Annotated in this window: 20 protein-coding genes; 12 read left to right on the top strand and 8 right to left on the bottom strand. The window is 71.3% G+C overall.

Going from position 1 to position 22,897, the window contains the following annotated elements; genetic code table 11:
• Positions 1-57 precede the first annotated feature (57 nt).
• The 8 genes from REH65_RS01885 to REH65_RS01850 all read left to right on the top strand — a co-directional run bounded on the left by REH65_RS01885 (position 58) and on the right by REH65_RS01850 (position 9,938).
• Positions 58-1,812, top strand: a complete 1,755-nt coding sequence (locus tag REH65_RS01885) for an ABC-ATPase domain-containing protein (protein ID WP_406690981.1) — start codon at positions 58-60, stop codon at positions 1,810-1,812.
• Between the two features lie 55 nt (positions 1,813-1,867).
• Positions 1,868-2,533, top strand: coding sequence for a phosphoribosyltransferase (locus REH65_RS01880; protein ID WP_406690980.1), 666 nt, complete (start codon positions 1,868-1,870; stop codon positions 2,531-2,533).
• A gap of 247 nt (positions 2,534-2,780) precedes the next feature.
• Positions 2,781-3,182 (top strand): hypothetical protein, encoded by a 402-nt coding sequence (locus REH65_RS01875; protein WP_281454346.1) that lies wholly within the window; start codon positions 2,781-2,783, stop codon positions 3,180-3,182.
• 238 nt (positions 3,183-3,420) lie between these two features.
• Positions 3,421-5,796 (top strand): ATP-dependent Clp protease ATP-binding subunit, encoded by a 2,376-nt coding sequence (locus REH65_RS01870; RefSeq protein ID WP_406693060.1) that lies wholly within the window; start codon positions 3,421-3,423, stop codon positions 5,794-5,796.
• 75 nt (positions 5,797-5,871) lie between these two features.
• Positions 5,872-6,867, top strand: coding sequence for an alpha/beta hydrolase fold domain-containing protein (locus tag REH65_RS01865; protein ID WP_406690979.1), 996 nt, complete (start codon positions 5,872-5,874; stop codon positions 6,865-6,867).
• A gap of 185 nt (positions 6,868-7,052) precedes the next feature.
• Positions 7,053-7,511, top strand: coding sequence for an STAS domain-containing protein (locus REH65_RS01860; protein WP_406690978.1), 459 nt, complete (start codon positions 7,053-7,055; stop codon positions 7,509-7,511).
• A gap of 31 nt (positions 7,512-7,542) precedes the next feature.
• Entirely contained in the window at positions 7,543-8,073 is a 531-nt protein-coding gene (locus tag REH65_RS01855) for a DUF1697 domain-containing protein (protein ID WP_406690977.1), read from the top strand.
• Between the two features lie 266 nt (positions 8,074-8,339).
• Complete coding sequence (locus REH65_RS01850; protein ID WP_406690976.1) at positions 8,340-9,938, top strand: ATP-binding cassette domain-containing protein; 1,599 nt, start codon at positions 8,340-8,342, stop codon at positions 9,936-9,938.
• Here REH65_RS01850 and REH65_RS01845 read toward each other — a convergent pair.
• The 5 genes from REH65_RS01845 to REH65_RS01825 are packed head-to-tail and all read right to left on the bottom strand — an operon-like array spanning position 9,935 to position 14,837.
• Positions 9,935-10,708, bottom strand: coding sequence for an enoyl-CoA hydratase/isomerase family protein (locus REH65_RS01845; protein ID WP_406690975.1), 774 nt, complete (start codon positions 10,706-10,708; stop codon positions 9,935-9,937). The two genes, REH65_RS01850 and REH65_RS01845, sit on opposite strands and share 4 nt — an antisense overlap.
• Positions 10,698-12,191 carry a tripartite tricarboxylate transporter permease gene (locus REH65_RS01840; RefSeq protein ID WP_281454339.1) on the bottom strand — a complete coding sequence of 498 codons (1,494 nt, stop codon included), beginning with the start codon at positions 12,189-12,191 and terminating at the stop codon, positions 10,698-10,700. The genes REH65_RS01845 and REH65_RS01840 overlap by 11 nt, the downstream gene beginning before the upstream one ends.
• A gap of 20 nt (positions 12,192-12,211) precedes the next feature.
• A complete protein-coding gene (locus REH65_RS01835; RefSeq protein ID WP_406690974.1) occupies positions 12,212-12,679 on the bottom strand; it encodes a tripartite tricarboxylate transporter TctB family protein in 468 nt (155 codons plus the stop codon).
• On the bottom strand, positions 12,676-13,635 hold the full coding sequence (locus REH65_RS01830; protein ID WP_406690973.1) for a tripartite tricarboxylate transporter substrate binding protein: 960 nt from the start codon (positions 13,633-13,635) through the stop codon (positions 12,676-12,678). The genes REH65_RS01835 and REH65_RS01830 overlap by 4 nt, the downstream gene beginning before the upstream one ends.
• A 35-nt stretch (positions 13,636-13,670) precedes the next feature.
• Positions 13,671-14,837 (bottom strand): CaiB/BaiF CoA transferase family protein, encoded by a 1,167-nt coding sequence (locus REH65_RS01825; RefSeq protein ID WP_406690972.1) that lies wholly within the window; start codon positions 14,835-14,837, stop codon positions 13,671-13,673.
• 238 nt (positions 14,838-15,075) lie between these two features.
• Here REH65_RS01825 and REH65_RS01820 point away from each other — a divergent pair, with 238 nt between their 5' ends.
• From REH65_RS01820 to REH65_RS01810, 3 genes are read left to right on the top strand one after another with little or no spacing between them, the layout of a single operon-like run.
• The gene (locus tag REH65_RS01820) at positions 15,076-15,849 is read left to right on the top strand and encodes a GntR family transcriptional regulator (protein WP_406690971.1); all 774 of its coding nucleotides are present in this window, start codon (positions 15,076-15,078) and stop codon (positions 15,847-15,849) included.
• Entirely contained in the window at positions 15,846-16,367 is a 522-nt protein-coding gene (locus tag REH65_RS01815; RefSeq protein WP_281454334.1) for a gamma carbonic anhydrase family protein, read from the top strand. The genes REH65_RS01820 and REH65_RS01815 overlap by 4 nt, the downstream gene beginning before the upstream one ends.
• A gap of 19 nt (positions 16,368-16,386) precedes the next feature.
• Positions 16,387-16,920, top strand: coding sequence for a glutathione peroxidase (locus REH65_RS01810; protein WP_406690970.1), 534 nt, complete (start codon positions 16,387-16,389; stop codon positions 16,918-16,920).
• Between the two features lie 106 nt (positions 16,921-17,026).
• Here REH65_RS01810 and REH65_RS01805 read toward each other — a convergent pair whose 3' ends face one another.
• Together REH65_RS01805 and REH65_RS01800 are read right to left on the bottom strand one after the other, a co-directional pair.
• A complete protein-coding gene (locus REH65_RS01805; RefSeq protein ID WP_406690969.1) occupies positions 17,027-17,791 on the bottom strand; it encodes a putative protein N(5)-glutamine methyltransferase in 765 nt (254 codons plus the stop codon).
• A 477-nt stretch (positions 17,792-18,268) separates the two neighbouring features.
• Positions 18,269-18,529, bottom strand: a complete 261-nt coding sequence (locus REH65_RS01800; RefSeq protein ID WP_281454328.1) for a Prokaryotic metallothionein — start codon at positions 18,527-18,529, stop codon at positions 18,269-18,271.
• 167 nt (positions 18,530-18,696) lie between these two features.
• Between REH65_RS01800 and REH65_RS01795 the strand changes: the two genes are divergently transcribed.
• The gene (locus REH65_RS01795) at positions 18,697-21,672 is read left to right on the top strand and encodes an alpha-mannosidase (protein ID WP_406690968.1); all 2,976 of its coding nucleotides are present in this window, start codon (positions 18,697-18,699) and stop codon (positions 21,670-21,672) included.
• Positions 21,673-21,720: 48 nt separating this feature from the next.
• Here the strand turns inward: REH65_RS01795 and REH65_RS01790 are convergent, their stop codons facing one another.
• Positions 21,721-22,836 (bottom strand): N-acetylmuramoyl-L-alanine amidase, encoded by a 1,116-nt coding sequence (locus REH65_RS01790; RefSeq protein WP_406690967.1) that lies wholly within the window; start codon positions 22,834-22,836, stop codon positions 21,721-21,723.
• Positions 22,837-22,897: the final 61 nt, after the last annotated feature.

Genomic DNA, 22,897 nt, shown 5'->3' with positions numbered 1-22,897 from the left:
GTGTCCACTGTGTCCCCGAATTGGAGTTCTCGGCGCTCCTGCGGTAGCTGTGTGGCCATGGCACAGCACTACGGCGGCCGGGGCGGACCCCGCCGCAGCTCCACCCGCGCCACCACCCAGCAGCGCGACCCCGCACGCCATCGCGGCGACGGCGACCGGCTGCGGCAGGAACTGCGCGGCATGCACGGTAGCGGCTACGGCCGCTACAAGTCCCTCACCGGCAGCTGGCGCTTCGAGGACTTCACCCTGCAGATCCAGCGCGTCCAGCCCGACCCCTACGCCCCGGCCAGCCGCGTGCAGGTCACCGTCGACGCCGCCACCGCCGCACTGCCCACCCACCTGTGGGACACCCCCGTGCGCGCCCGCGCCCTGGCCGGATACCTCGCCCGCGCCCTGGACCGCGAACTCGCCGACAGCCGTCTGCGCATCGACGCCGGCGGCCAGGAGGTCCTCGACCGCAGCTCGTGCCAGATCCACGACGGCGCCGTGCAGGTGCGCCTGGGCATCGACCTGCCCGGGCGCGGACGCAGCATCGACGGCCACGCCGCCGCCCACACCCTCTGCGGCCAGCTGCCCGACGTCGTCGACGCCGCCCTGCGCTGGGCCGTGGCCGACCAGCAGGCCGCCGAGGACTTCGTGCGCACCGTCGTCGACACCGACGCCCTGCGCCGCGCCCTGCCCGGCCTCGGGCTGGTGGCCTTCGTCGCCGATGGGGCGATGCCGGCCCGCCGCAGCGGAGTCGACGACCGCCCCCTGGTCGACGGGGTGCCGTTCCGCTCACCGGAGTCGATGCGCGTGAGCATCGAGCTGCCGCATCGCGGGCGGGTCACCGGCATGGGCGTGCCCGAAGGCATCACCCTGATCGTCGGCGGCGGGTTCCACGGCAAATCCACCCTGCTGCGCGCCCTGGAGCAGGGCGTCTACGACCACGTGCCCGGTGACGGCCGCGAACTGGTCGTGGCCCGCACCGACACCGCGAAGGTCCGCGCCGAGGACGGCAGGCGGGTGCACCGGGTCGACGTCAGCCCGTTCGTCTCGCACCTGCCCACCGGCGCCGACACCCGCGACTTCTCCACCGACAACGCCTCGGGTTCGACCTCGCAGGCCGCGTCCATCACCGAAGCCGTCGAAGCCGGCGCCCGGGTGCTGCTGGTCGACGAGGACACCGCCGCGACGAACCTGATGATCCGCGACGCCCGCATGCAGGAGCTGGTGGCCAAGGACGCCGAACCGCTGACCCCGTTCGTCGACCTCATCCGCCCCCTGCACACCACCCACGGCGTCTCCACCGTGCTGGTCATGGGCGGTTCCGGCGACTACATGGACGTCGCCGACCAGGTGCTGATGCTCGACGCCTACCACGCCCACGACGTCACCGACCGGGCCCGGGCGCTGGCGCAGGACCGGCCCACCGGGCGACGCAGCGAAGCCGACGGGTACCCGCCGCTGCGCCACCGGGTCGTGCGGCCGCGCTCGATCCCCACCGAGCGGCCCAAGATCCGCGCGCGCGGCACCGACGCCCTCACCCTGGGTGAGTCGACCATCGAGCTGCGCGGGGTGGAGCAGATCGCCGACGCCTCCCAGGTCACCGGCATCGGCCTGGCCCTGGTGAGCCTCGCCCGCCGGGGGCGCTTCGACGGCCGCGAGGAGCTCGCCGAGGTGCTGCGCGGCTGGGCCGCCGACGTCACCGACCGCGGGGTGGCGGCCGTCGACGAGCGCTTCGTCGGTGACTTCGCCGTGCCCCGGCCGCTGGAGGTCGCCGCGGCCCTCAACCGGCTGCGCGTGCTGGAGGTGTCGGACCTGCGGCCCTGACCGGTTTCCGAGGTCCTCCTGGCGGGCACCCCTGGGGCCCACCAGGAGGACCTCGATGCCGCGCATGCGTTCCCGGCCGCCACCGGCCACCGGCTACACCGATCGCGCCCACGCCGGCCACGTCCTGGCCGACCACCTGGGCGGCCTGGACCTCGCCGACCCCGTCGTGTTCGGCCTGGCCCGCGGTGGCGTGCCGGTCGCGGCCGAGGTGGCCCGGGCTCTGGGCGCGCCGCTGCGGGTGTGCGTGGCCCGCAAGATCGGGGCACCCGGCCAGCCCGAACTCGCCCTCGGCGCGGTCACCGCCCACGGGCCGCCGCGCTACGACCACGCGTTGCTGCGCTCGTTCGGCCTCACCCCCTCCGACCTGGCCGATGCCTGCGAGCGGGAGCGGGCCGAGGCGGCCCGCCGCGAGCACCGCTACCACGCACTGCCGCCCGAGCTCACCGGTCGGGAGGCGCTGCTGGTCGACGACGGGCTGGCCACCGGCGCCACCGCCCGCGCTGCGCTGGGCATGCTCGCCCGAGCCCGGCCGCGGCGCTTGGTGCTGGCCGTGCCGGTGGGCGCGCCCGACTCGGTGCGGGCGATGCGCGGCCTGGCCGATGCGGTGGTGTGCGTGCTGCAACCCGTCGGGTTCGCCGCCGTCGGCCAGTACTACCGCGACTTCGCCGCCACCACCGATGCGGAGATCACCGCGCTGCTCGACGAGCTCGGAACCGGTTGAGGCGGTCACCGTGCGCGCCCGCACAACCCCCGTGGGTGATCTTGGCTGGTGAGGCGGCACCGGCTCGCAGAGCGCCGGATAAGGCTTGCGCAACGCCTTCACCACCGCCCGAGCGGACGCGCTAACCTCTTGCGCACCTGCTCCTGTGCTGCGACGAACCCGCGATCCGGACAACCCAGGTCGGATCGGGCGGGGGACGTGGCGGTCGGGGTGGAGTTGGTACTGGATTCGGGTTGATTGGTTCGCTATGACTGCCGCTGGACATTCCGACCACTCGTCGTCACAGGCGGGCAAGCACGGCCCGCCCGCCCGCCGCACGCGCGGTGAGGAAGGGGGAGGCGACTCGGGCTACTCCTCGGAGGTCGCCCGGCAGGTCGGCGAAGCGACCGTGGCGCTGGGCGAGCGGCTGCGCGACCCGGGCGTGGCCCACAGCGTCGAGGAGATCGAGAAGGTGATGCGCGGCTTCTCGCTGACCGTGGAGGGCATGTCCGGTGGCCTGTCGGGGGTCACCGAGTGGTTGCGCGCCGCCGGGCACGTGGGCCCGCTGTCGGGGCACGCCAGCGTCATGTCCGAACGGCTCTCCCACATCGGCAAGGAGCTGTCGCGACTGGCCGATGCGATCGAGCAGGCGCAGAAGCGCGCCAGCTGAATCCGCCCCCGCCCCGCGCCGGGGTCGAATCGGGCGTCGTGCCACAATGATCACGCGCGCGACGGCACCGGTTGTTGCGGGGTGCGGCGGGGGAAGCGTTGCGCGCGCAGGGGTTTGGTGACGGCACCACCGCGTGGTGGCCTCCCGGCGAGAGGGCCGGTGGAGGCCGCCACCGGTGTGGTGAGGCGGTGCGATCGTCTCCCGGTGCCCGAGTGCGCGGCGTGTGGAGGTGGCCCGGTTGGATCGCGGCGGTGCGGGAGATTCCTCTGCCGCCTTCGACTCGCTGTTCCGCGACGTGCTGGCCGGCTCAGGTGATTCGGCCGCCCCGTCGGCGACGCTGTCGGCGCTGCTGGACGACCAGGCCCACGAGGTGGTGTCCAAGGCCGTGCGCGCCACCGTCGAGTGGGGATCGCGGGAGCTCGACAGCACCCACCTGCTGTGGGCGGTCACGCGCGTGGAGGCCACCGCCGAGCTGCTGACCTCCTCCGGGGTGCGGGTCGCCGAGCTGGCCGAGGCGGTGCGCTCGGCGGTCATCGCCGTGCAGGAACCGCTGCTGCAGGGCCAGCCGGTGCTCTCCCCGGCGGCCCGCCGCGCGCTGCTGGGCGCCTACCGGCAGGCGTTGGCCGAAGGCGCGGATGTCGTCGGGGCCCGCCACGTCGTGCTGGGGTTGGCCGCGGACGCCGACTCGGTGGCCGGGCGGGCGCTGGCGCGGGCCATCGAGCTCGGTGAGGGCGGTGACGGGCGCGGGGTGCTGAGCCTGACGCCGCGGCTGGACGAGTTCGGGATGGACCTGACCGAGCTGGCCCGGGCGGGCAAGCTCGACCCCGTCGTGGGTCGTGACGAGGAGATCGAGCAGGCCATCGAGGTCCTCGGGCGGCGCGCGAAGAACAACCCCGTGTTCGTGGGTGATCCCGGCGTCGGCAAGACCGCGATCGTGGAGGGCCTGGCGCGGCGCATCGTGGCCGGGGAGGTGCCGTGGTCGCTGGCCGACCTGCGGGTGGTCTCGCTGGACCTGGCCGGGATGGTGGCCGGGGCGAAGTACCGCGGCGAGTTCGAGTCGCGGTTCCGCGACGTGCTCACCGAGATCCGCGCCCACCGCGACTCGGTGCTGGTGTTCATCGACGAGCTGCACGCCATCGTCGGCGCCGGAGCCGGTGAGGGGTCGATGGACGCCGGCACGATGCTCAAACCCGCTCTGGCGCGCGGCGAGGTGCGGCTGCTCGGTGCCACCACGGTGGAGGAGTACCGCAAGCACATCGAGAAGGATCCCGCGCTGGAGCGGCGTTTCGCGCCGATCACCGTCGATGAGCCCAGCGTCGCCGAGACCGTGATCGTGCTGCGCGGGCTGGCCGAGCGCTACCAGCGCCACCACCGGGTGCGCGTCGACGAGGCGGCGCTGCAGGCCGCCGCCGAGCTCTCGCACCGCTACATCACCGACCGGTTCCTGCCCGACAAGGCCGTGGACCTGCTCGACCAGGCCTGCAGCCGGGTGCGGTTGCGCCGCGGCGGGCAGGTGCGTTCGGCGGCGGTGTTCGAGCCGACCGTGGTCGCCGATGACGTGGCCGACGTGGTGGCCACCCGCACCGGCATCCCGGTCTCGGACCTGACCGCCGCCGAGGCCCAGCGGCTGGTGGAGCTGGAGGACCAGCTGCGCGAGAGCGTGGTGGGTCAGGACGAGGCGGTGTCGGTGGTGGCCGAGGCGGTGCGCCGGGCCCGGGTGGGGCTGGCTGATCCGCAGCGCCCGATCGGCAACTTCTTGTTCCTGGGCCCCACCGGTGTCGGCAAGACCGAACTGGCCCGCGCGCTGGCCCAAGCGCTGTTCGGTGACACCGAGCGGGTGCTGCGCCTGGACATGGGCGAGTTCCAGGAGAAGCACTCGGTGTCGCGGCTCGTCGGTGCTCCGCCCGGCTACGTCGGCTACGGGGAGACCCCGGGTCAGCTGTCCGAGCGGGTGCGGCGCCAGCCGTATTCGGTGGTGCTGTTCGACGAGGTCGAAAAGGCCCATCCGGATGTGTTCAACACGTTGCTGCAGGTCCTCGACGCCGGCCGGTTGACCGATTCGCAGGGGCGGCTGGTCGACTTCCGCAACGTCGTGATCATCATGACCTCCAACCTCGGTGCCGAGCGGATCCTGGCCGCCGGTGCCGAGCGCACCGCTTCCGAGGAGGTGGTGGGTGAGGAGTTGCGGGCGTTCTTCCGCCCGGAGTTCCTCAACCGCATCGACGACGTCGTGATCTTCCGGCCCCTGGGGGCGGTGCAGCTGCGCCGCATCGCCGCGCTGCTGCTGGAGCGCACCCGCTCCCAGCTGGGTGAGAAGGGCATGCGGCTGTCGGTGACCGATGCGGGACTGGACTGGCTGGTCGAACGCGGCCACCAACCCGAGTTCGGCGCGCGGCCGCTGCGGCGGGTGATCTCCCGCGAGCTCGACAACCGCCTGGCCCGGCTCGTGCTCTCCGGGCAGGCCGGTGCCGGTGATGAGATCACCGTCGATGCCGATGGCAGCGGGCTGGTGCTGTCGGTGGGCCAGGTGTGGCGGCCGGTGTCGGGCGGCAAGCACGCCGCGGGAGGCGAGAACTCGCCACTTCCCGCCCCGCGCACCAGTGCGTTCGGGTGATCGTCTTCCCAGACGGGTTCGATCTTGGCATGGTGGGCTCTTGATCGTTTCCGGGTGCGGACAGGCGGTGGGGCAGTGCGGCTGGGTTGGTTGAGCGTGGCGGCTGGTGCGGTGACGGTGTGGGGCATGCTCGCCCAGCCCCGCGCCACCGGCGGGCACCCCTACGTGGCGATGCGCGATCTGGCCTACGCGCCCCGGATCGGCAACGCCCACCGCATGGACCTGTACCTGCCGGCCGAAGCGGCCGGGCCGGTGCCGGTGGTGCTGTGGTCGGCCGGATCGGCCTGGCGCGCCGACAACGGCACCACCGGCGGTGAACGCGTCGCCCGCGCCTTGTGCGCCCGCGGCTACGCCGTGGCGGCGGTGGCGGTGCGGTCGAGCACCCAGGGCCGGTTCCCCGCGCAGGTGCACGACGGCAAGGCGGCGGTGCGGTGGCTGCGGGCCCACGCCACCCGCTACGGCCTCGACGGTGCTCGGATCGCGGTGATGGGCAACTCCTCCGGCGGGTGGCTGGCCAGCATGCTCGGCGCCACCGCCGGGGTGGTGGGCATGGAGGGCGATCTGGGTCCCACGTCGGTCTCCAGCGAGGTCCAGGCCGTTGTGGATCTGTACGGGCCGACGGATTTCCTGAGCATGGACGCCCACATGCCCGACGGGGCGATCGAGCGGTTGAACGCGCTCACCGGTGGCACCCGGGGCCATGACGACGCGGTCTCGCCGGAGTCGCGGTTGATCGGCGCGGAGATCCAGACGGTGCCCGAGCGGGTCGCCGAGGCCGACCCGTGCCGGTGGGTGCGGCGCGGGTGCCCGCCGTGGCTGATCCTGCACGGCACCGACGATCCCCTGGTGCCGTTCCACCAGAGCAGGCTGCTGTTCGACGCCTTGAGCGAGGCGGGGGTGCCCGCGACGTTGTACGAGATGCGGGGGCGGGTACACGAGCACGACTACCTCGACGAGACCCGCGATTTCACGCCCCGCCGGGTCCACCACACCGGTGGTGGTGGCACCACCGGGCAGGCGCCCGCGACGTGGACTCTCGTCGCCGATTTCCTCGACACCGCCCTCCACTAACCCCGAACTTCACACGAAAGTGTTGTTGCTTGTTGTGGGGCGGACACGGCTCCTACGGTGGTGGTGCAGTCCCCTCCCGGTCGTCACGCACGCGCCGCCTGTGCGATCTCCCCAGCGCACGGCGGGTTTCGGGCAGTGCGGGCGCCCGGGGGAGCCGTCTGTTCGCCGACCACGAAGGGGGTAGCGTGATCGTCTCCCGATCCATGCCCGCCGGGACCAGCCACGGCGACGGTGAGATCGTCTCACCGCGGGCCGCCGCCGAGGCGCGCTTCGGTGCCGGCGCCCGGTCGGCTTCGGCGTTACGGGTGCGCGTGCAATGGCCCGAACGCGGCGTGGTGATGGTCTCGGTCGGTGGCGAGATCGACATGGCCAGCCTGCCGCGCATCACCGAGGTCCTGCGCCAGCGCCTGACCGCCGCCCGCCTGCACACCGCGATCCTGGACCTCTCCCAGGTCGGCTTCGCCAGCAGCGCCGTGCTGGAACTGCTGATGCTGGCCCACCACGCCGCCGGGCGCCGCGAGGCCCGCCTGCTGGTGGTGCCCGGCACCGGACGCGTGCGGCGCGTGCTGGAGCTGACCGGACTGTCGGGGCTGTTCGAGCAGACCGGCGACCTCGACGAGGCCCTGGCCCGCGCCCGGCGGTGAACGTCGGTGCCGCCTGGCAGGATCAGCCGGTGTGAACACCTACGTAGCGCTGCTGCGCGCGGTGAACCTCGGTAGCCGCGGGCGGCTGCCGATGGCCCGCCTGCGCCAGATCATCACCGGTCTGGGCTGGGGCGAGGTGCGCACGTACCTGCAGTCGGGCAACGCCGTGTTCACCAGCGCCGCCGCCGATGCGGCGGAGGTGGCCGAGGCGCTGCGGGGCGCGTTGCGCGCTGACGGCCTCGACACCGAGGTCATGATCCGCACCGGGCAGCAGCTCGCCGAGCTCGGCGCGGCCGGGCATCCCTTCGCCGCCGACGACAGCGACCCCACCCACCTGCAGGTCGCGTTCCCGCTCGCACCGGTGGCGATCGAGGCCGTGGCGGCCATGCCGATCCCCGCCCGCGAACGGGCGCAGCGCTGGGACGGCGAGATCGCGCTGCACTACCCGGACGGGGTGGGGCGTTCGAAGCTGACCACCGCGCACCTGCAACGCCACCTCGGCACGCCGGTGACGTGCCGGAACTGGCGGACCGTGGCCGCGCTCGCCGAGTGGTGCGCATAAATTCACGCGCGCCCGGCCGTGGGATGCCGGTAGCATCGCGGACGTCCTGCCGCCGCCGAGAGAGGTGCCCGTTGCTCATCTGAGGTTTGCCCTTGTGAGACCACGCCGCACGCGCGCACCCATCCCGGGGTTCGGGGTGGTGGTTGCCGGTGGGCGTGGCAGGCGAGCCTTCGATGACCCGCACCACCCCGACCGGCGCGTTCGCGCGCGGTTCCTCAAGTGCTCGCCTGGCCCGAATCGACCGCACGGCGAAGGCGAGAGCACTCATGTCCTCTTCGGTGATCTGCACCGACGTAGCGCACACCTGGCCTGATGGCACCAGCGCGTTCACCGGTCTCACCGTCACGTTCCCGGCCGGTGTGACCGGCCTGATCGGCGCCAACGGCAGCGGGAAGACCACCCTGCTGCGGTTGCTGGCCGCGACCCTGCACCCCACGCGCGGCAGCATCAGCGTCCCGGGCCCGGTGGCGGTGCTGCCGCAGAACCTCACCACCCGCACCCAGGCGCGCGTCGCGCACGTGCTGGGCATCGAGCAGACCCTGGCCGCGCTGGCGGCGGTGGAAAGCGGTGAGGTCACCCCGCAGCACCTGGAGACGATCGGGCAGGACTGGGACGTCGAGCAGCGCGCTCACGCCCTGCTGGCCGACCTCGGACTCGACGGCCTGCCCCTGGACACCGAAGTCGGGACGCTCTCCGGCGGGCAGACGGTGCTGCTGCACCTGGCCGCGCTGCTGCTCGCCCGGCCCGGGGTGCTGCTGCTCGACGAACCCACCAACAACCTCGACCAGCCGGCCCGCGAGCGGGTCGTGGACGCGCTCGCCGGGTGGCGGCACGGGGTGTGCGTCGTGGTCTCCCACGACCGCGACCTGCTGGAAGGCGTGGACCGCATCGCCGAGCTGCACCAGGGCCGCATCACCGTCCACGGCGGCGGTTTCAGCTCCTACGAGCAGGCCCTGGCCACCCAGCAGGCCGCCGCGCAGCAGGCGTTGCGCACCGCCGAGGCCGATGAGCGCCGCCAGCAACGCGACCTGACCCAGGCGCAGCAGAGCGTCGCCAAGCGGCGGAAGCAAGGAGCGCGGTCGGCGGAGAACATGCCCAAGATCCTCGCCGGGGCCCGGCGCCGCGCCGCCCAGGAATCGGCGGGCAAGCTCACCGGGACCGCCCAGCAGCGCCTGGCCGCGGCCCGCGATGCCCGCCGCGAGGCCGAGGCGGCAGTGCGCGAGGACGACCCGGCGATCCGCCTGGACCTGCCGGCCACGGCGGTACCCGCGGGTCGCGGGGTGGCGCGGCTGCGGGAGGTGGTGCTGCCCCACACCGGGGCGCGGGTGGATCTCGACGTGCACGGCCCGCAGCGGGTGGCGCTGCTGGGCGACAACGGCACCGGCAAGACCACGCTGCTGCGGGTGCTGGCCGGTGAACTCGACCCCGAGCAGGGGGTGGTGGAGGTGCCGGTGCCGGTGCGGCTGCTGCCGCAACGCCTCGACGTCCTCGACCCCGGGCTCAGCGTGGCGGGCAACGTGGCGGCCGCGGCACCGGGGTTGAGCGCCAACCAGGTGCGGGCCGGGCTGGCGCGGCTGGGTTTCCCCGGCCGCCGCGCCGACCAGGACGCGGGCAGCCTGTCGGGTGGGGAGGCGTTGCGGGCGAGCCTGGCGGTGGTGCTGCTGGCCGAACCCGCCCCGCAACTGCTCATGCTCGACGAGCCCACCAACAACCTCGACCTCGACAGCATCGGTCATCTCGCGGCCGCGCTGCGGGCCTACCGGGGCGCGCTGGTGGTGGTCTCCCACGACCACCGGTTCCTCACCGACATCCGCCCCACCCGGTGGATGCGGCTGAGCGAGACCCTGTCCGACGTGGACGGTTAGGAGCCGGTCCAGGTGTGCGGGGTCTTGGAGATGAACGCCCGCACACCGCGGTGGAAGTCGTCGCTGCCGAACACGGTGCGCACCAGGTCGTCCCCGTCGGGCATGCCGGCCAGGCGCAGGCGGCGGATGGCCTCCTTGCTCGCCCACATCGTCAGCGGCGCGTGGGCCACCAGCCGGTCGGTCACCGAGGCCACCACCGCGTCGAGCTCGTCGAGACCGCAGAGCTCGTGGACGAATCCCGCGTCGTGGCCCTGCTCGGCGGTGAGCATCCGGGCGCGCAGCAGGACGTCCTTGGCGCGGGAGGGACCGAGGTGGAACACCAGCATCGAGGCAGTGTTCATCGCCAGGCAGTTGCCCAGGGTGCGGGCCACCGGCACGCCGAAGCGGGCCGTGGTGGTGGCCACCCGCAGGTCGCAGGCCGCGGCGATGGCCAGGCCCGCACCGACGCAGTAGCCGGAGATCGCCGCCACCGTGGGCACGGTGCACGCTTCCAGACGCCCGAAGACCGCTTCCATCCGCCGTTCGTAGGCCACACCGTCCTCGCCGCTGGTGAACTCGGTGAACTGGGCGATGTCGGTGCCGGCCACGAACGCCTCGGTGCCGGCCCCGCGCAGCACCACCACCCGGATACCGGGGTCGGACTCGGCGCGGTCGATGGCGGCGACCAGCCCGTCGTACATGGTCCAGCTCATGGCGTTGCGCTGGGCGGGGCGGTTGAACGTCACCCGCAGCACGGGGCCGTCGGCGTCGACCAGCAGTTCATCGGACATCGGCGTGTTCCTTCCTTCCCGCCCGGCGGCGGGCCAGCAGGGGAGTGATGAGCGCGGCCGCGGCGATCAGCAGGATCACCACGGCGATCGGGCGGGTGGCCAGCAGCGCCATGTCGCCGTCGAAGATCGCCGAGGACTGCACCAGCGCCTTCTCCAGCAGACCCCCGATGACCACGCCCACCACCAGCGGCGCCATCGGCAGGTCGAGGCGCTTCATGCCGTAGCCGACGAGGCCGAACACCGCCACCAGCACCACCGAGAAGACGTTGTTGTCGATGGCGAAGGCGCCGACGAAGCTGGTCATCAGGATCAGCGGGTACAGCAGCCCGTAGGGCACCCGCAGCAGCTGCGCGAACACCGGCGCGAGCGGCAGGTTGAGCACCAGCAGGATGACGTTGCCGATGAAGAACGACACCAGCAATCCCCACACCAGGTCGGGTTGCTCGGTGAACAGCAACGGCCCCGGCTGGATGCCGTAGACGGTCAGCGCACCGAGCAGGACGGCGGTGGTGGCGCCGCCGGGGATGCCCAGGGTCAGGGTGGGGATGAAGTTGGCGTTGGCGGCGGCGTTGTTGGCGCTCTCGGGTGCGGCCACGCCCTGGATGGCGCCGTGCCCGAACTGCTCGCGGTTGCGCGAGACGCGCTTCTCCAGCCCGTAGGCCAGGAACGAGGCCAGGGTCGATCCGGCGCCGGGCAGGGTTCCCAGCGCGAAGCCGACGAGGCTGCCGCGCCCGATCGCCCCCGCCGAATCCCGCACGTCCTCGCGCCGGATGACCAAATCGCGGAAGCTCGCGCGGATCGGGCGCACCGCACCCACCCGGATCTGGTGCAGCACCTCCCCGACGGCGAACAAGCCGATGACGACCTCGACGTAGGGGATGCCCGAGAGCAGGTTGATGCTGCCGAAGGTGTAGCGGGCCTGCCCGGTTCCGGCGTCGATGCCCACGCACGCGATCAGCACCCCCACAGCGGCCATCGCCGCGGCCCGCGCCGTGGAACCGGTCGAGAGCACCACCATCGTCACCAGCGCCAGCACCATCACCGCGAGGTTCTCCGGTGGCCCGAACCGCAACGCCACCTGCGCGATCGGTGGCGCCAGCGCCGCCAGCAGGACCAGGGAGAACAGGGCCGCGGTGAACGAGCCGATCGCCGCGATCGCCAGCGCCGCACCCGCCCGGCCCTGCCGCGCCATCTGATACCCGTCCAACGTGGTCACCACGCTGGCGGCCTCACCCGGGGTGGACAGCAGGACCGAGGTGATCGTGCCGCCGTACTGGGCGCCGTAGTAGATGCCGGCGAGCAGGATCAGGGCGGTGACGGGTTCGACGGTCAACGTCATCGGGATCAGGATCGCCACCCCGGTCGCCGAGCCCATGCCGGGCAGCAGGCCGATCACGGTGCCCAGCACGACCCCGGCCAGGCACCACAGCAGGTTCACCGGTGTGACCGCCGTGGAGATCCCCAGCCACAGGTTGTCCCACATCCTCGCCCACCTCCCTTCCTCTAGATCCCGATCAGCCCGGTCGGCAGCGGCACCGCCAGCAGCACCCCGAAGATCACCCACACCACCGCACCCGCCGCCGCCGAGAACACCAGCGACGACAGCAGGTTCCGACCTTCCAGCCACGTCGAGATCAGCAGCACCAGCCCGGCGAACGCCCACACCAGACCCACCACCGGCACCAGGGCCACCGCGGCGACCAGCAGCACCAGCACGCGCCGCAGGATCCACGCCCGCCGCGCCGGAGTCCGCCCCGCGTCATCGACACCCGCCTGCTCCGGCTCGGCCTCGGCGACCGGGTGCCGCAACTGCGCTGCCGAGAGCACCGCCAGCACCAGCCCGGCGGCCAGCGGCATGAACCCCGGCCCGATGCGGCCCTGCTCCCCGAAAACCCCGTAGACCGGCGCCGAGACCGCCACGGCCGCACCCAGCACCACCAGCGACGTCCACAACCACCGCTGCGCGCTCATCGCGCCACCACCCCGGAGATCTCCTGCTGCGCGCGGGCGAGGTAGGCGGCGAAATCGGCACCGAAGGCCGGGCGGGCCTGCAGGAACTCCGAGGCCACGTAGTCGCGGTAGGCCTGCGAGTCGGCGAAGCGGCGCGCCGCGCCGATCCAGAACTCCCGCGCCGCCGGGTTGAGCCCGCCGGGGGCGATGATCCCGCGGAACTGCGCGAAGACCACCGGCACGCCCTGCTCCACCGACGTCGGAATCCCGGCGAGCTGGGGGTAGGGGTAGCGCTGGTCGGCGAACACGCACAACGCCTTGAGCTGCCCGGCCCGCAGCTGCCCGATGACCTCGCTGGGGTTGAGCGAGGCGAGTTCGACCTGCCCGCCCAGCACCGCGGCCATCGACTCCCCACCGCCCTCGTAGGGCACGGTGTCGATGTCGGCGCCGGTGGTGGCGCGGATCTGGGAGAACACCACCGCATCCGGACCCATCGCCCCGGAGATCGCCGCCAGCACCCGCCGCTGACGCGCCTGGGCCACCGCCTCGGCACAGCTCGACAGCGGCGAATCGGGGCGGGCCACCAGCAGCGTGAAGTCCTCACCGACCTTCATGATCGGCGTGAACGAGCGGTGCGAGAACGCCACCTCGACCGACGCGGGCAGCGACAGCAGCGACGTTTCGGTGGCCAGCAGGTAGTTCGGGGAACCCGCCTTGCCCACGAGGTAGGAGTAGCCGACCGCGCCCTGCCCGCCTTCGCGGTTGTCGACGCTGATGCTCAACCCCGGACTCGTGGCCGCCAGCCCGTCGGCCACCGCCCGCCCGGCGATGTCGCTGCCGCCGCCGGCGGCGAAGGGCACCACCATCGTCACCGGCCCCACCGGCCGATCAGCCCCGGCCGCGTCCTGCGAAGCGGAACCGGCCGAACACCCGGAGGCCACCAGCACCGCCGCCACGATCACCGTCAACGCACGCATCGCTCCTCCTCGAGCTCGCGTCGCGAGAACTCACCTCACCGGCACACTCCCGCCGCCACCAGCGCGGCGACCTCCTCCTCGCCAAGGCCGAGCTCGGCCAGGACCTGCCCGGTGTGCTCACCGAGCACCGGGCCCGCCACATCCCGCCGGGCCGGGGTCTGCGACAGCCGCATCGGCGACCCGATCTGACGCACCGCCCCCAGCTCCGAGTGCGGGGCGTCCCAGAAGAACTCCCGCTCGCTCAGGTGGGCATCGGTGAACACCTGCGCGGTCTCGGCGATCGGCGCGCACGGCACCCCCGCCGCCACCAGCACCTCCACGATCCGATCGGTCTCCCACCCGCTCGTGGTCTCCTCGATCGAGGCGATGAGCTCGGCGCGGTGGTGGTAGCGGTCGTAGGACGAGCCGTAACGGGCATCGTCGAGCAACGACTCCAGCCCCAGCGCCCGGCAGAACGCCGGCCACGTCTTGGTCGTGGTCGCCCCGACCGTCACCCACCCGTCCTTGCTGCGAATCGCCTGATACGGGGCGCTGTTCTGGTGCGCCGACCCGTGCTTGGCACCGGACTCACCGGTGGCGAAGAACGTCCCGGCCTCCCACACCGCCAACGAAGCACCCGCCTCGAACAACGACACGTCCGCGCACTGCCCCCGCCCGGTGGCCTCCCGCGCCCGCAACCCGGCCATCGCGCTCATCGCCGCGTAGAGCCCGCACACCAGGTCGCACACCGGCACCCCGACCTTCACCGGAGCACCCCCCGGCTCACCGGTGATGCTCATCAGCCCGGCCCGCGCCTGGGCCATGATGTCCAGGCCCGGCTGGGCGGCCAGGGGACCGTCCTGACCCCACCCCGACACCGCCACGTACACCAGCCGCGGGAACCGCTCGGCGACCTGATCGGGCCCGAAACCCAAGGCGCGCAACGCCCCCGGCCGCAGGTTCTCGATGAGCACGTCCGCCGTGCCCAGCAGCGAGGCCAGGACCTCCTTGCCCTGCTCGGTCTTGAGGTCCACGGCCAGCGAACGCTTGTTGCGGTTGAGCCGCACGAAGGGGGAGGAGTGCTCGCCCAGGAACGGGCCGGTCTGGCGCACCGGGTCGCCACCGGAGGGGTTCTCCACCTTCACCACGTCGGCACCCAGGTCGGCCAGCTGCATCGCCGCGTACGGGGCGGCCATGAACGCGCCGATCTCCACCACGCGCACACCGGCCAGCGGAGCCGTTTCTGATCGGGCGGTCTCTGAACGGGTTCCCACCTGCCACGCCTCCCACCGTCTCGGGCGATCCGCCGTTTCGGGCGATGGGCGATGACCGTGATCGGCATCACCTGACTTTTGTCTACAGCAGTCAGATCATGGCTGACAAGCTCGGCCACGCAGGTTGCTCCACCCGAGGCAATAGGATCGCGGCCGGAGAGATCGCGCCCAGCGCGAAGGAGAAGACGTGGACACCACCAGCAGCGCCCCGCACATCACCGGGCCACCCAGCCTCGTCGAGCTCGCCGCGGCCACCCTGCGGCGCATGATCGTCGGCGGCGACCTGCTCTGCGGTCAGCGCATCGTCGAAAACCGCCTCACCGGCGAACTCGGCATCTCCCGGCCACCCCTGCGCGAAGCGCTGCGCGTGCTCGAACGCGAAGGACTCGTCCGCCAGGTGCCCCGCAAAGGCGTCATCGTCACCCCGCTGACGCTGCACGACATCTACGAGATCTGCACCCTGCGCGCCGAGTTCGAACGCCTGGCCATCCGCCTCGGCGTCCCGGTCACCGACCCCGCCCGCCGCCAGCGCTGCCACCAGGCCCTGCACGCCATGAGCCAAGCCGCCGCGGACGGCGACCGCCCCGCCTACCTGGAGCGGTCCTTCGAATTCCACGTCTCGATCGTCGGCCTGTCCGGCCACGCCCGCCTCGAAGAGGCCTACCGCTCCCTGCAACTGCAGCTGATGCTGTCGATGGCCCTCAACCGCCGCGCCCGCGAAGAGCACGAGAGCCTCGACGGCGACGTCGCCCGCCACACCCACCTGCTCGAGATCATCGACACCGGCGACCCCCACGCCGTCCTCGACGCCCTGGCCACCCACGGCGACCGCAGCTTCCTCGACGGCATCGAGGACACCGTCGACGGACACACCGACGTCGCGCTGGCCTGGCTGGCCCAGCAGCGCAAGACCGAGTTGGGCACGACCGAGTTGGGCAAGACCAGGAAGGAAACCCCGTGAACGACCCGCTGACCCTCACCGTCGACGGCGCCACACCCCACATCGACCCCGAGGCCTTCATCGCCCCCGGCACCAGCCTCATCGGGCAGCTGAGCATCGCCGCCCGCGCCAGCATCTGGTACGGCGCCGTCCTGCGCGCCGACCAGGAGACCATCACCATCGGCGAGGCCACCAACATCCAGGACGGCACCGTCATCCACGCCGACCCCGGATTCCCCGCCGACATCCACCCCGAGGTCACCGTCGGCCACCGCGCCGTCCTGCACGGCTGCACCGTCGAAACCGGCAGCCTCATCGGCATGGGCTCGGTCGTGCTCAACGGCGCCCGCATCGGCGCCGGATCACTCGTGGCCGCCGGAGCCGTGGTCCTGGAAGGCACCCAGATCCCGCCCGGCTCCCTGGTCGCCGGCACCCCCGGCAAGGTCCGCCGCGAACTCACCGACGACGAACAAGCCGCCCTCAAGCTCTCCGTCGAGCAGTACCTCACCCTCGCCGCCAAGCACCGCAAAGCCCTCTGACACACCCCGGGAGAGCAGAGTGACCAGCGCCTACGACATCGACGTCACCACCGCCGAAGGCACCAGCGTCCCGCTGCGCCACTACGCCGGAACGCTGACCCTCGTCGTCAACGTCGCCAGCAAGTGCGGACTGACCGCGCAGTACGAGGGCCTGGAAGCCCTCCACCGCGAGTTCGCCGACAAGGGCCTGCGCATCGTCGGATTCCCCTGCAACCAGTTCCTCGGCCAGGAACCCGGCACCGACGAGCAGATCCAGGAGTTCTGCCGCCTCACCTACGACGTCACCTTCCCCGTCCTCGGCAAGATCGACGTCAACGGCCCCGACTCGGCACCCCTGTTCACCCACCTGCGCGCCGAAGCACCCGGCGACTGGGGACCCCACCACGGCGAGTTCTACGACAAGATCAGCGCCGTCACACCGGCCACCGAACCCGGCGACATCGTCTGGAACTTCACCAAGTTCCTCCTCGACGACCAAGGCGAGGTCCTCGCCCGCTACGAACCCCCCACCACCCCCGAAGACATCAAAAAAGACCTCCACCAGCACCTCTGACACCGACCGCCTTGGTCGCGCCGGTCCCTCATCGGCGCGACCAAGACCCATCCCGGCCGGAGCTGGAAGCCGAGATCCGCGCTGAACTCCAGGCCTTCGAGGCCCACTAGACCCGCAGGCCGCAGACCACAGTCGCGTCGAGGTCGTCGTTGCGGGAGACCCGGACGTGCAGGCCCGCCGCGCGCATGAGAGCCGAGGTGCCCTCGGCCTGCTCCTCGGAGGTCTCCACGAGCAGCGCTCCGCCGGGGGCCAGCCAACGTGGGGCCTCGGCGATCACCCGCGCCTGGATCGCCAGGCCGTCGGTGCCGCCGTCCAGAGCCGTGCGGGGTTCGTGATCGCGGGCCTCCGGAGGCATCAGCGCCACCGCGTCGCTGGGCACGTAGGGGGCGTTGGCGGTCATCACCCTCACCCGCCCGGCCAGATCGCGGGGGAGAGGGGACAGCAGATCCCCCGTCACGACCTCACCTCCCGGCAGGTTCACCCTCGCGCACGCCGTGGCGCGCTCATCGACGTCGCACGCCCACACCACCGCCTCCGGGCACTCCACGCGCACGGCCGCGGCCACCGCACCCGACCCGCAGCACACGTCCACCACCACAGCACCCGAAACCACGTGCTCGACAGCGAGTTCGACCAGGTGCTCGGTGCGCCGCCGCGGCACGAACACCCCCGGCGCCACCGCGATCCGCAACCCCCGGAACCACGCCCACCCCAACACCTGCTCCAACGGCAACCCCGACACCCGCGCCGCCACCATCGACTCCAGACGCGCACCGTCACCACCGGCCTCACCGACCAGCAGCGCGGCCTCGTCCTCGGCGAACACGCACCCCGCCGCCCGCAACCGGGAAATCACCGCATCCTGCGACATCAACGCCCCCACACCCGCGCGAACAACCGGCCCATCCTCGCACCCGACCCGCCGAACGAGTTCTGCCGCGCCCCCGGGGCACGGGGACGCGGCAGAACTCGAAGTCAGGTTTTCGGTTGTGCGCTGAAGACCTCAGTCACGCGGAAAACGCGTGCAGGCCTGCGAGCGGGGGTGCCGCATCTGCGCGCGGGCACGCTCGAGTTCCCGCGTGATGCCGCCCAGCCAGCGAACCATATTTGCCATGGGGCGTCCTCCATACTGCTTCTGTAGGGACTTGATGTGGAGTTGACGGTTTCCCGCTCGTTGTCAACACCCGGATACGCGGACACCCACTTCTCCGGCCGAGTTCGTACCCGTCACCCGGGATGTCGTCGCAGGTCGTCCGCGTGTTTCAACCGTGACATAACAGAACGGTCACAACAATGAGCGGGCGGTCACACCCCACCGGACGACCCCCGGAACCACGCCCCGTGGCGATCAACCCGGATGCGCCCCCACCGCATCCCGCAACTCACCGGCCACCGCCACGTCCGACTGACGCGCACAATGCGCACAGCAGAAGAACCGGCCACTGGCCTCCACACCGTGCCCCAAGATCCGGCACCCGCAATGCTCGCACTGCGGAGCCAACCGCTGCGCCGCGCACTCGAACGAATCGAACGTGTGCACCCCGCCCCCCACGGTCCGCACCTCGAAACTCATCCAGTACTCGTTCCCGCACACCTCGCAGGTCCCCATCGAAACCGCCCTCCACGAACCAGACGACAACCCAACATCGCGAGCATGCGGCCCAGCACCACCCCCGGCAACCGCACCCACACCCGAACACCATTCACCTCAGCACCCCCGCCACCCTGTGCCAGCATGATCACCACCACACACCACGACCACCCCGGAGGCCGCCCGTGCACGACGACCGCCACATCGTCGAACAACGCCTCGACCGAGTCCTGCACCAACGCATCAAACCCGCCCAACACACCGACCCCCACCCCATGGACATCGCCGTCTGGCACACCCCCGGCGAACCCGTCCCCGTCACCGAAGCCCTCAACGCCACCTACCAACCCACCCACATCGGCCAACCCTGGGGACCCGCCTGGGGCACCGCCTGGTTCCGCCTCACCGCCACCATCCCCGAACACTGGGCCGGCCACACCGTCGAAGCACTCATCAACCTCGGCTCCACACCCGAACGCCCCGGCTTCCAATGCGAAGGCCTCTGCTACACCCCCGACGGCACACCCCTCAAAGCCATCAACCCCCTCAACACCCACCTCCCACTCCCAGCCGCCCCCGGCACCCACACCATCTACGTCGAAGCCGCCGCCAACCCCGACATCCTCGGACCCCGCGGCTTCCAACCCACCGACCTCGGCAACCACCCCACCCCCGACGGACCACCCCTCTACCAACTCCGCCAAGCCGACATCGCCCTCCGCCACACCGAAACCGCAGCCCTGTTCCACGACGCCGAAGTCCTCGACCAGCTCATGCGCCAGCTGCCCGAGAACTCACCCCGCCGCCACGAAATCCTCCGCGCCCTCGAACGCATGCTCGACACCCTCGACCTCCACGACATCCCCGGCACCGCCACCACCGCCCGCAACCAACTCACCGACGCCCTCACCTCACCCGCACACCCCAGCGCCCACCAGATCTCCGCCGTCGGCCACGCCCACATCGACTCCGCCTGGCTCTGGCCCATCCGCGAAACCATCCGCAAGATCGCCCGCACACTCGCCAACGTCACCACACTGCTCGACACCCACGACTTCCACTTCGCCATGTCCCAGGCCCAACAACTCGCCTGGATCAAAACCCACCACCCCCAACTCCACGACCGCGTACGCCACCACATCAACAACGGCGGCATCGTCCCCGTCGGCGGCATGTGGGTCGAATCCGACACCAACCTGCCCGGCGGCGAAGCCCTAGCCCGCCAACTCATCCACGGCAAACGCTTCTACCTCGACGAATACGGCATCGAAACCCGCGAAGTCTGGCTCCCCGACTCCTTCGGCTACAGCGCCGCACTCCCACAACTCATCAAACAATCCGGCAACCACTGGTTCCTCACCCAAAAACTCTCCTGGAACCAGACCAACCGCTTCCCCCACCACACCTTCCACTGGGAAGGCATCGACGGAACCCGCATCTTCACCCACTTCCCACCCGCCGACACCTACAACGCCGAAATCACCGGCGCCGAACTCGCCCGCGCCCAGAACAACTTCGCCGAACACGGCTACGCCCACCACTCCCTCCTCCCATTCGGCCACGGCGACGGCGGGGGAGGACCCACCCGCGACATGCTCGAACGCGCCCACCGCACCCACAACCTCGAAGGCTCACCCCAAGTCCACCTCCACACCCCAACCCAGTTCTTCACCACCGCCCAGAACGACCACACCCACCCCGCCGTCTACACCGGCGAGCTCTACCTCGAAGGCCACCGCGGCACCTACACCTCCCAAGCCCGCACCAAACAAGGAAACCGACGCAGCGAACACCTCCTGCGCGAAGCCGAGCTCTGGGCCACCACCGCCACCATCACCACCGGCGAGCCCTACCCCTACGACGAACTCGACGACATCTGGAAACAAGTCCTCCTCCACCAATTCCACGACATCCTCCCCGGCTCCTCCATCGCCTGGGTCCACCGCGAAGCCGAAACCACCTACACCCACCTCGCCCAACGCCTCAACACCCTCATCACCCACGCCCAACGCACCCTCGCCGGCCACGGCGACCAACCCATCACCTTCAACGCCGCACCCCACACCCACCACGACATCCCCGCCCTCGGCGCCACCACCACCCGCGCACCCGCACCCACCACACCCCAACGCCAACCCGACGGCACCATCACCCTCGACAACGGACTCATCCGCGCCACCCTCGACACCCACGGCCTCATCAACGCCGTCCACGACCACACCACCGACCGCGAAGCCCTCGCCGCCCCCGCCAACCTCCTCCAAATCCACCCCGACCACCCCAACCACTGGGACGCCTGGGACATCGACGGCTTCTACCGCCACACCGTCACCGACCTCACCGACCTCGACTCACTCGACATCGTCGACAACACCGTCGTCCTCCAACGCACCTACCAGAACTCCACCATCACCCAAACCCTCTCCGTCCCAGCAGGGGAGAAGCGCGTCGACATCACCACCGACATCGACTGGCACGAATCCGAAAAACTCCTCAAAGCCGCCTTCCCCCTCGACATCCACGCCGACCACTCCGCCTCCGAAACCCAATTCGGCCACGTCAAACGCCCCACCCACACCAACACCTCCTGGGACAACGCCCGCTTCGAAATCTGCGCCCACCGCTACATCCACGTCAGCGAACCCGACTACGGCCACGCCCTCGTCAACGACGCCACCTACGGCCACGACGTCACCCGCCACACCCGCGACGACGACGGCACCACCACAACCATCCGCCTCTCCCTCCTGCGCGCACCCCGATTCCCCGACCCCGACACCGACCACGGACACCACACCCTCCGCTACGCCCTCTGCATCGGCGCCGACATCACCGAAGCCGCCCGCCAGGGCTACCGCATCAACCTGCCCACCCGCACACACCACGGCAGCAACCCCGTCACACCCCTGATCACCCTCGACAACGCAGGCGTCATCGTCGAAGCCCTCAAACTCGCCGACGACCGCAGCGGCGACCTCATCGTCCGCCTCTACGAAGCCCGCGGCGCCCAAGCCCGCGCCCACCTCACCACCAACTTCCCCGCCACCACCATCACCCGCACCGACCTCCTCGAACGACCCACCCACGACCCCCAACCACCCGACACACCCCTGCAACTCCGCCCCTTCGAAATCCGCACCCTCCGCATCACCCGCGCATGAAAACGGGCCCCTGGGCACGCACCCAGGGGCCCGACGCAAGGGGAGCGGTCACCCCAACAACCGCAACCAACCCTCCCGATCCACCACACCCGTCACCGCAAGACCCGACGCCGCCTGGAACTCCCGCACCACCGAGACCATCCGATTCCCGAACACCCCATCCGCCGGCACGTACCGACCCCGCGACGTCAACAGCACCTGCACCGCCCGCACCGCCTCACCCCGGGCACCCGCACCCAGCACCGGCGTCACCGACTCCCACGCCAACCCGCCGAACAACCCCGGCTCAGCCACCCGCGACCCGAAGCACGACGGACCCGACCCCGCCCGCTCCGCCACCACACCCGCAGACGCCCGCTGCGTCGACTCCCCGAACACCCCGTCCACCGGCACCACCGCACCCCGAGCACCCAACAACATCTGCAGCGCCGACACGCTCGGACCCTGCGCACCCGGACGCAGCAACGGCCACGTCACCGGCTGCACCACCGCCAGACCCAACGCCGCACCCACCGACTCCCGCAACTCCGGCAACCGCGCGTAGAGCACATCACCCGGGCACGCCGTCGACATGTAATCCCGATGCCCGTAGATCTCACCCGGCTCGATCCCGTACTGCGACACCATGTACGAGCACAACGACACCAACGACTCCCACAACGACCCCGGAACCGACGCCTCGGTGTAGGTGCCCTCGTTCTCGATCCCCAACGACACCGAGTTCTGCTCACCGGCGTGCGCGCCCTTGACGTGCTGAGACCCGCCCTGCAGCGCCGCCAAGCTCTTGTGCCGGCCCTCCATCAGGTGGCCACCGCGCGAGTTGGTGAAGTTCTGGCCCGTGTCCGACCAGCCGTTGGTGTCCATGTGGTAGTCCTGGATCTGCCTCGATAACTCGAAGGCGTGCGACTGCGACGTGTCATCGCTGTTGGGCGTCGCCGTGTGATGCACGATGATCTTCGTCGGCTTCGAGTCCAGCACCTCGATCTCACCCGAGGCGTCCCGGGCGTCCCAATCCGACGTCGAGGAGATCGACGGAGCCGCCGCACGGCCTCCCACCCGCGGAGCCGCCGCGCTCGCCGGCAACCCGGCGAAACCCACCGCCGACACCGCCAGCCCACCGGCCAGCACCGCACGCCGAGCGACCCGCACTTCCCGTTGCACCATGACTTCCACTCCCTGAAAACCGGTCAGCGATCACGAAACAGGGCCGCGCCCTGGGGATTCG

Origin of the sequence: Saccharopolyspora sp. ID03-671 (assembly GCF_045278815.1) — a bacterium.
Lineage (GTDB): Bacteria > Actinomycetota > Actinomycetes > Mycobacteriales > Pseudonocardiaceae > Saccharopolyspora > Saccharopolyspora ipomoeae.
This window is presented reverse-complemented; position numbering and strand designations above follow the sequence as displayed.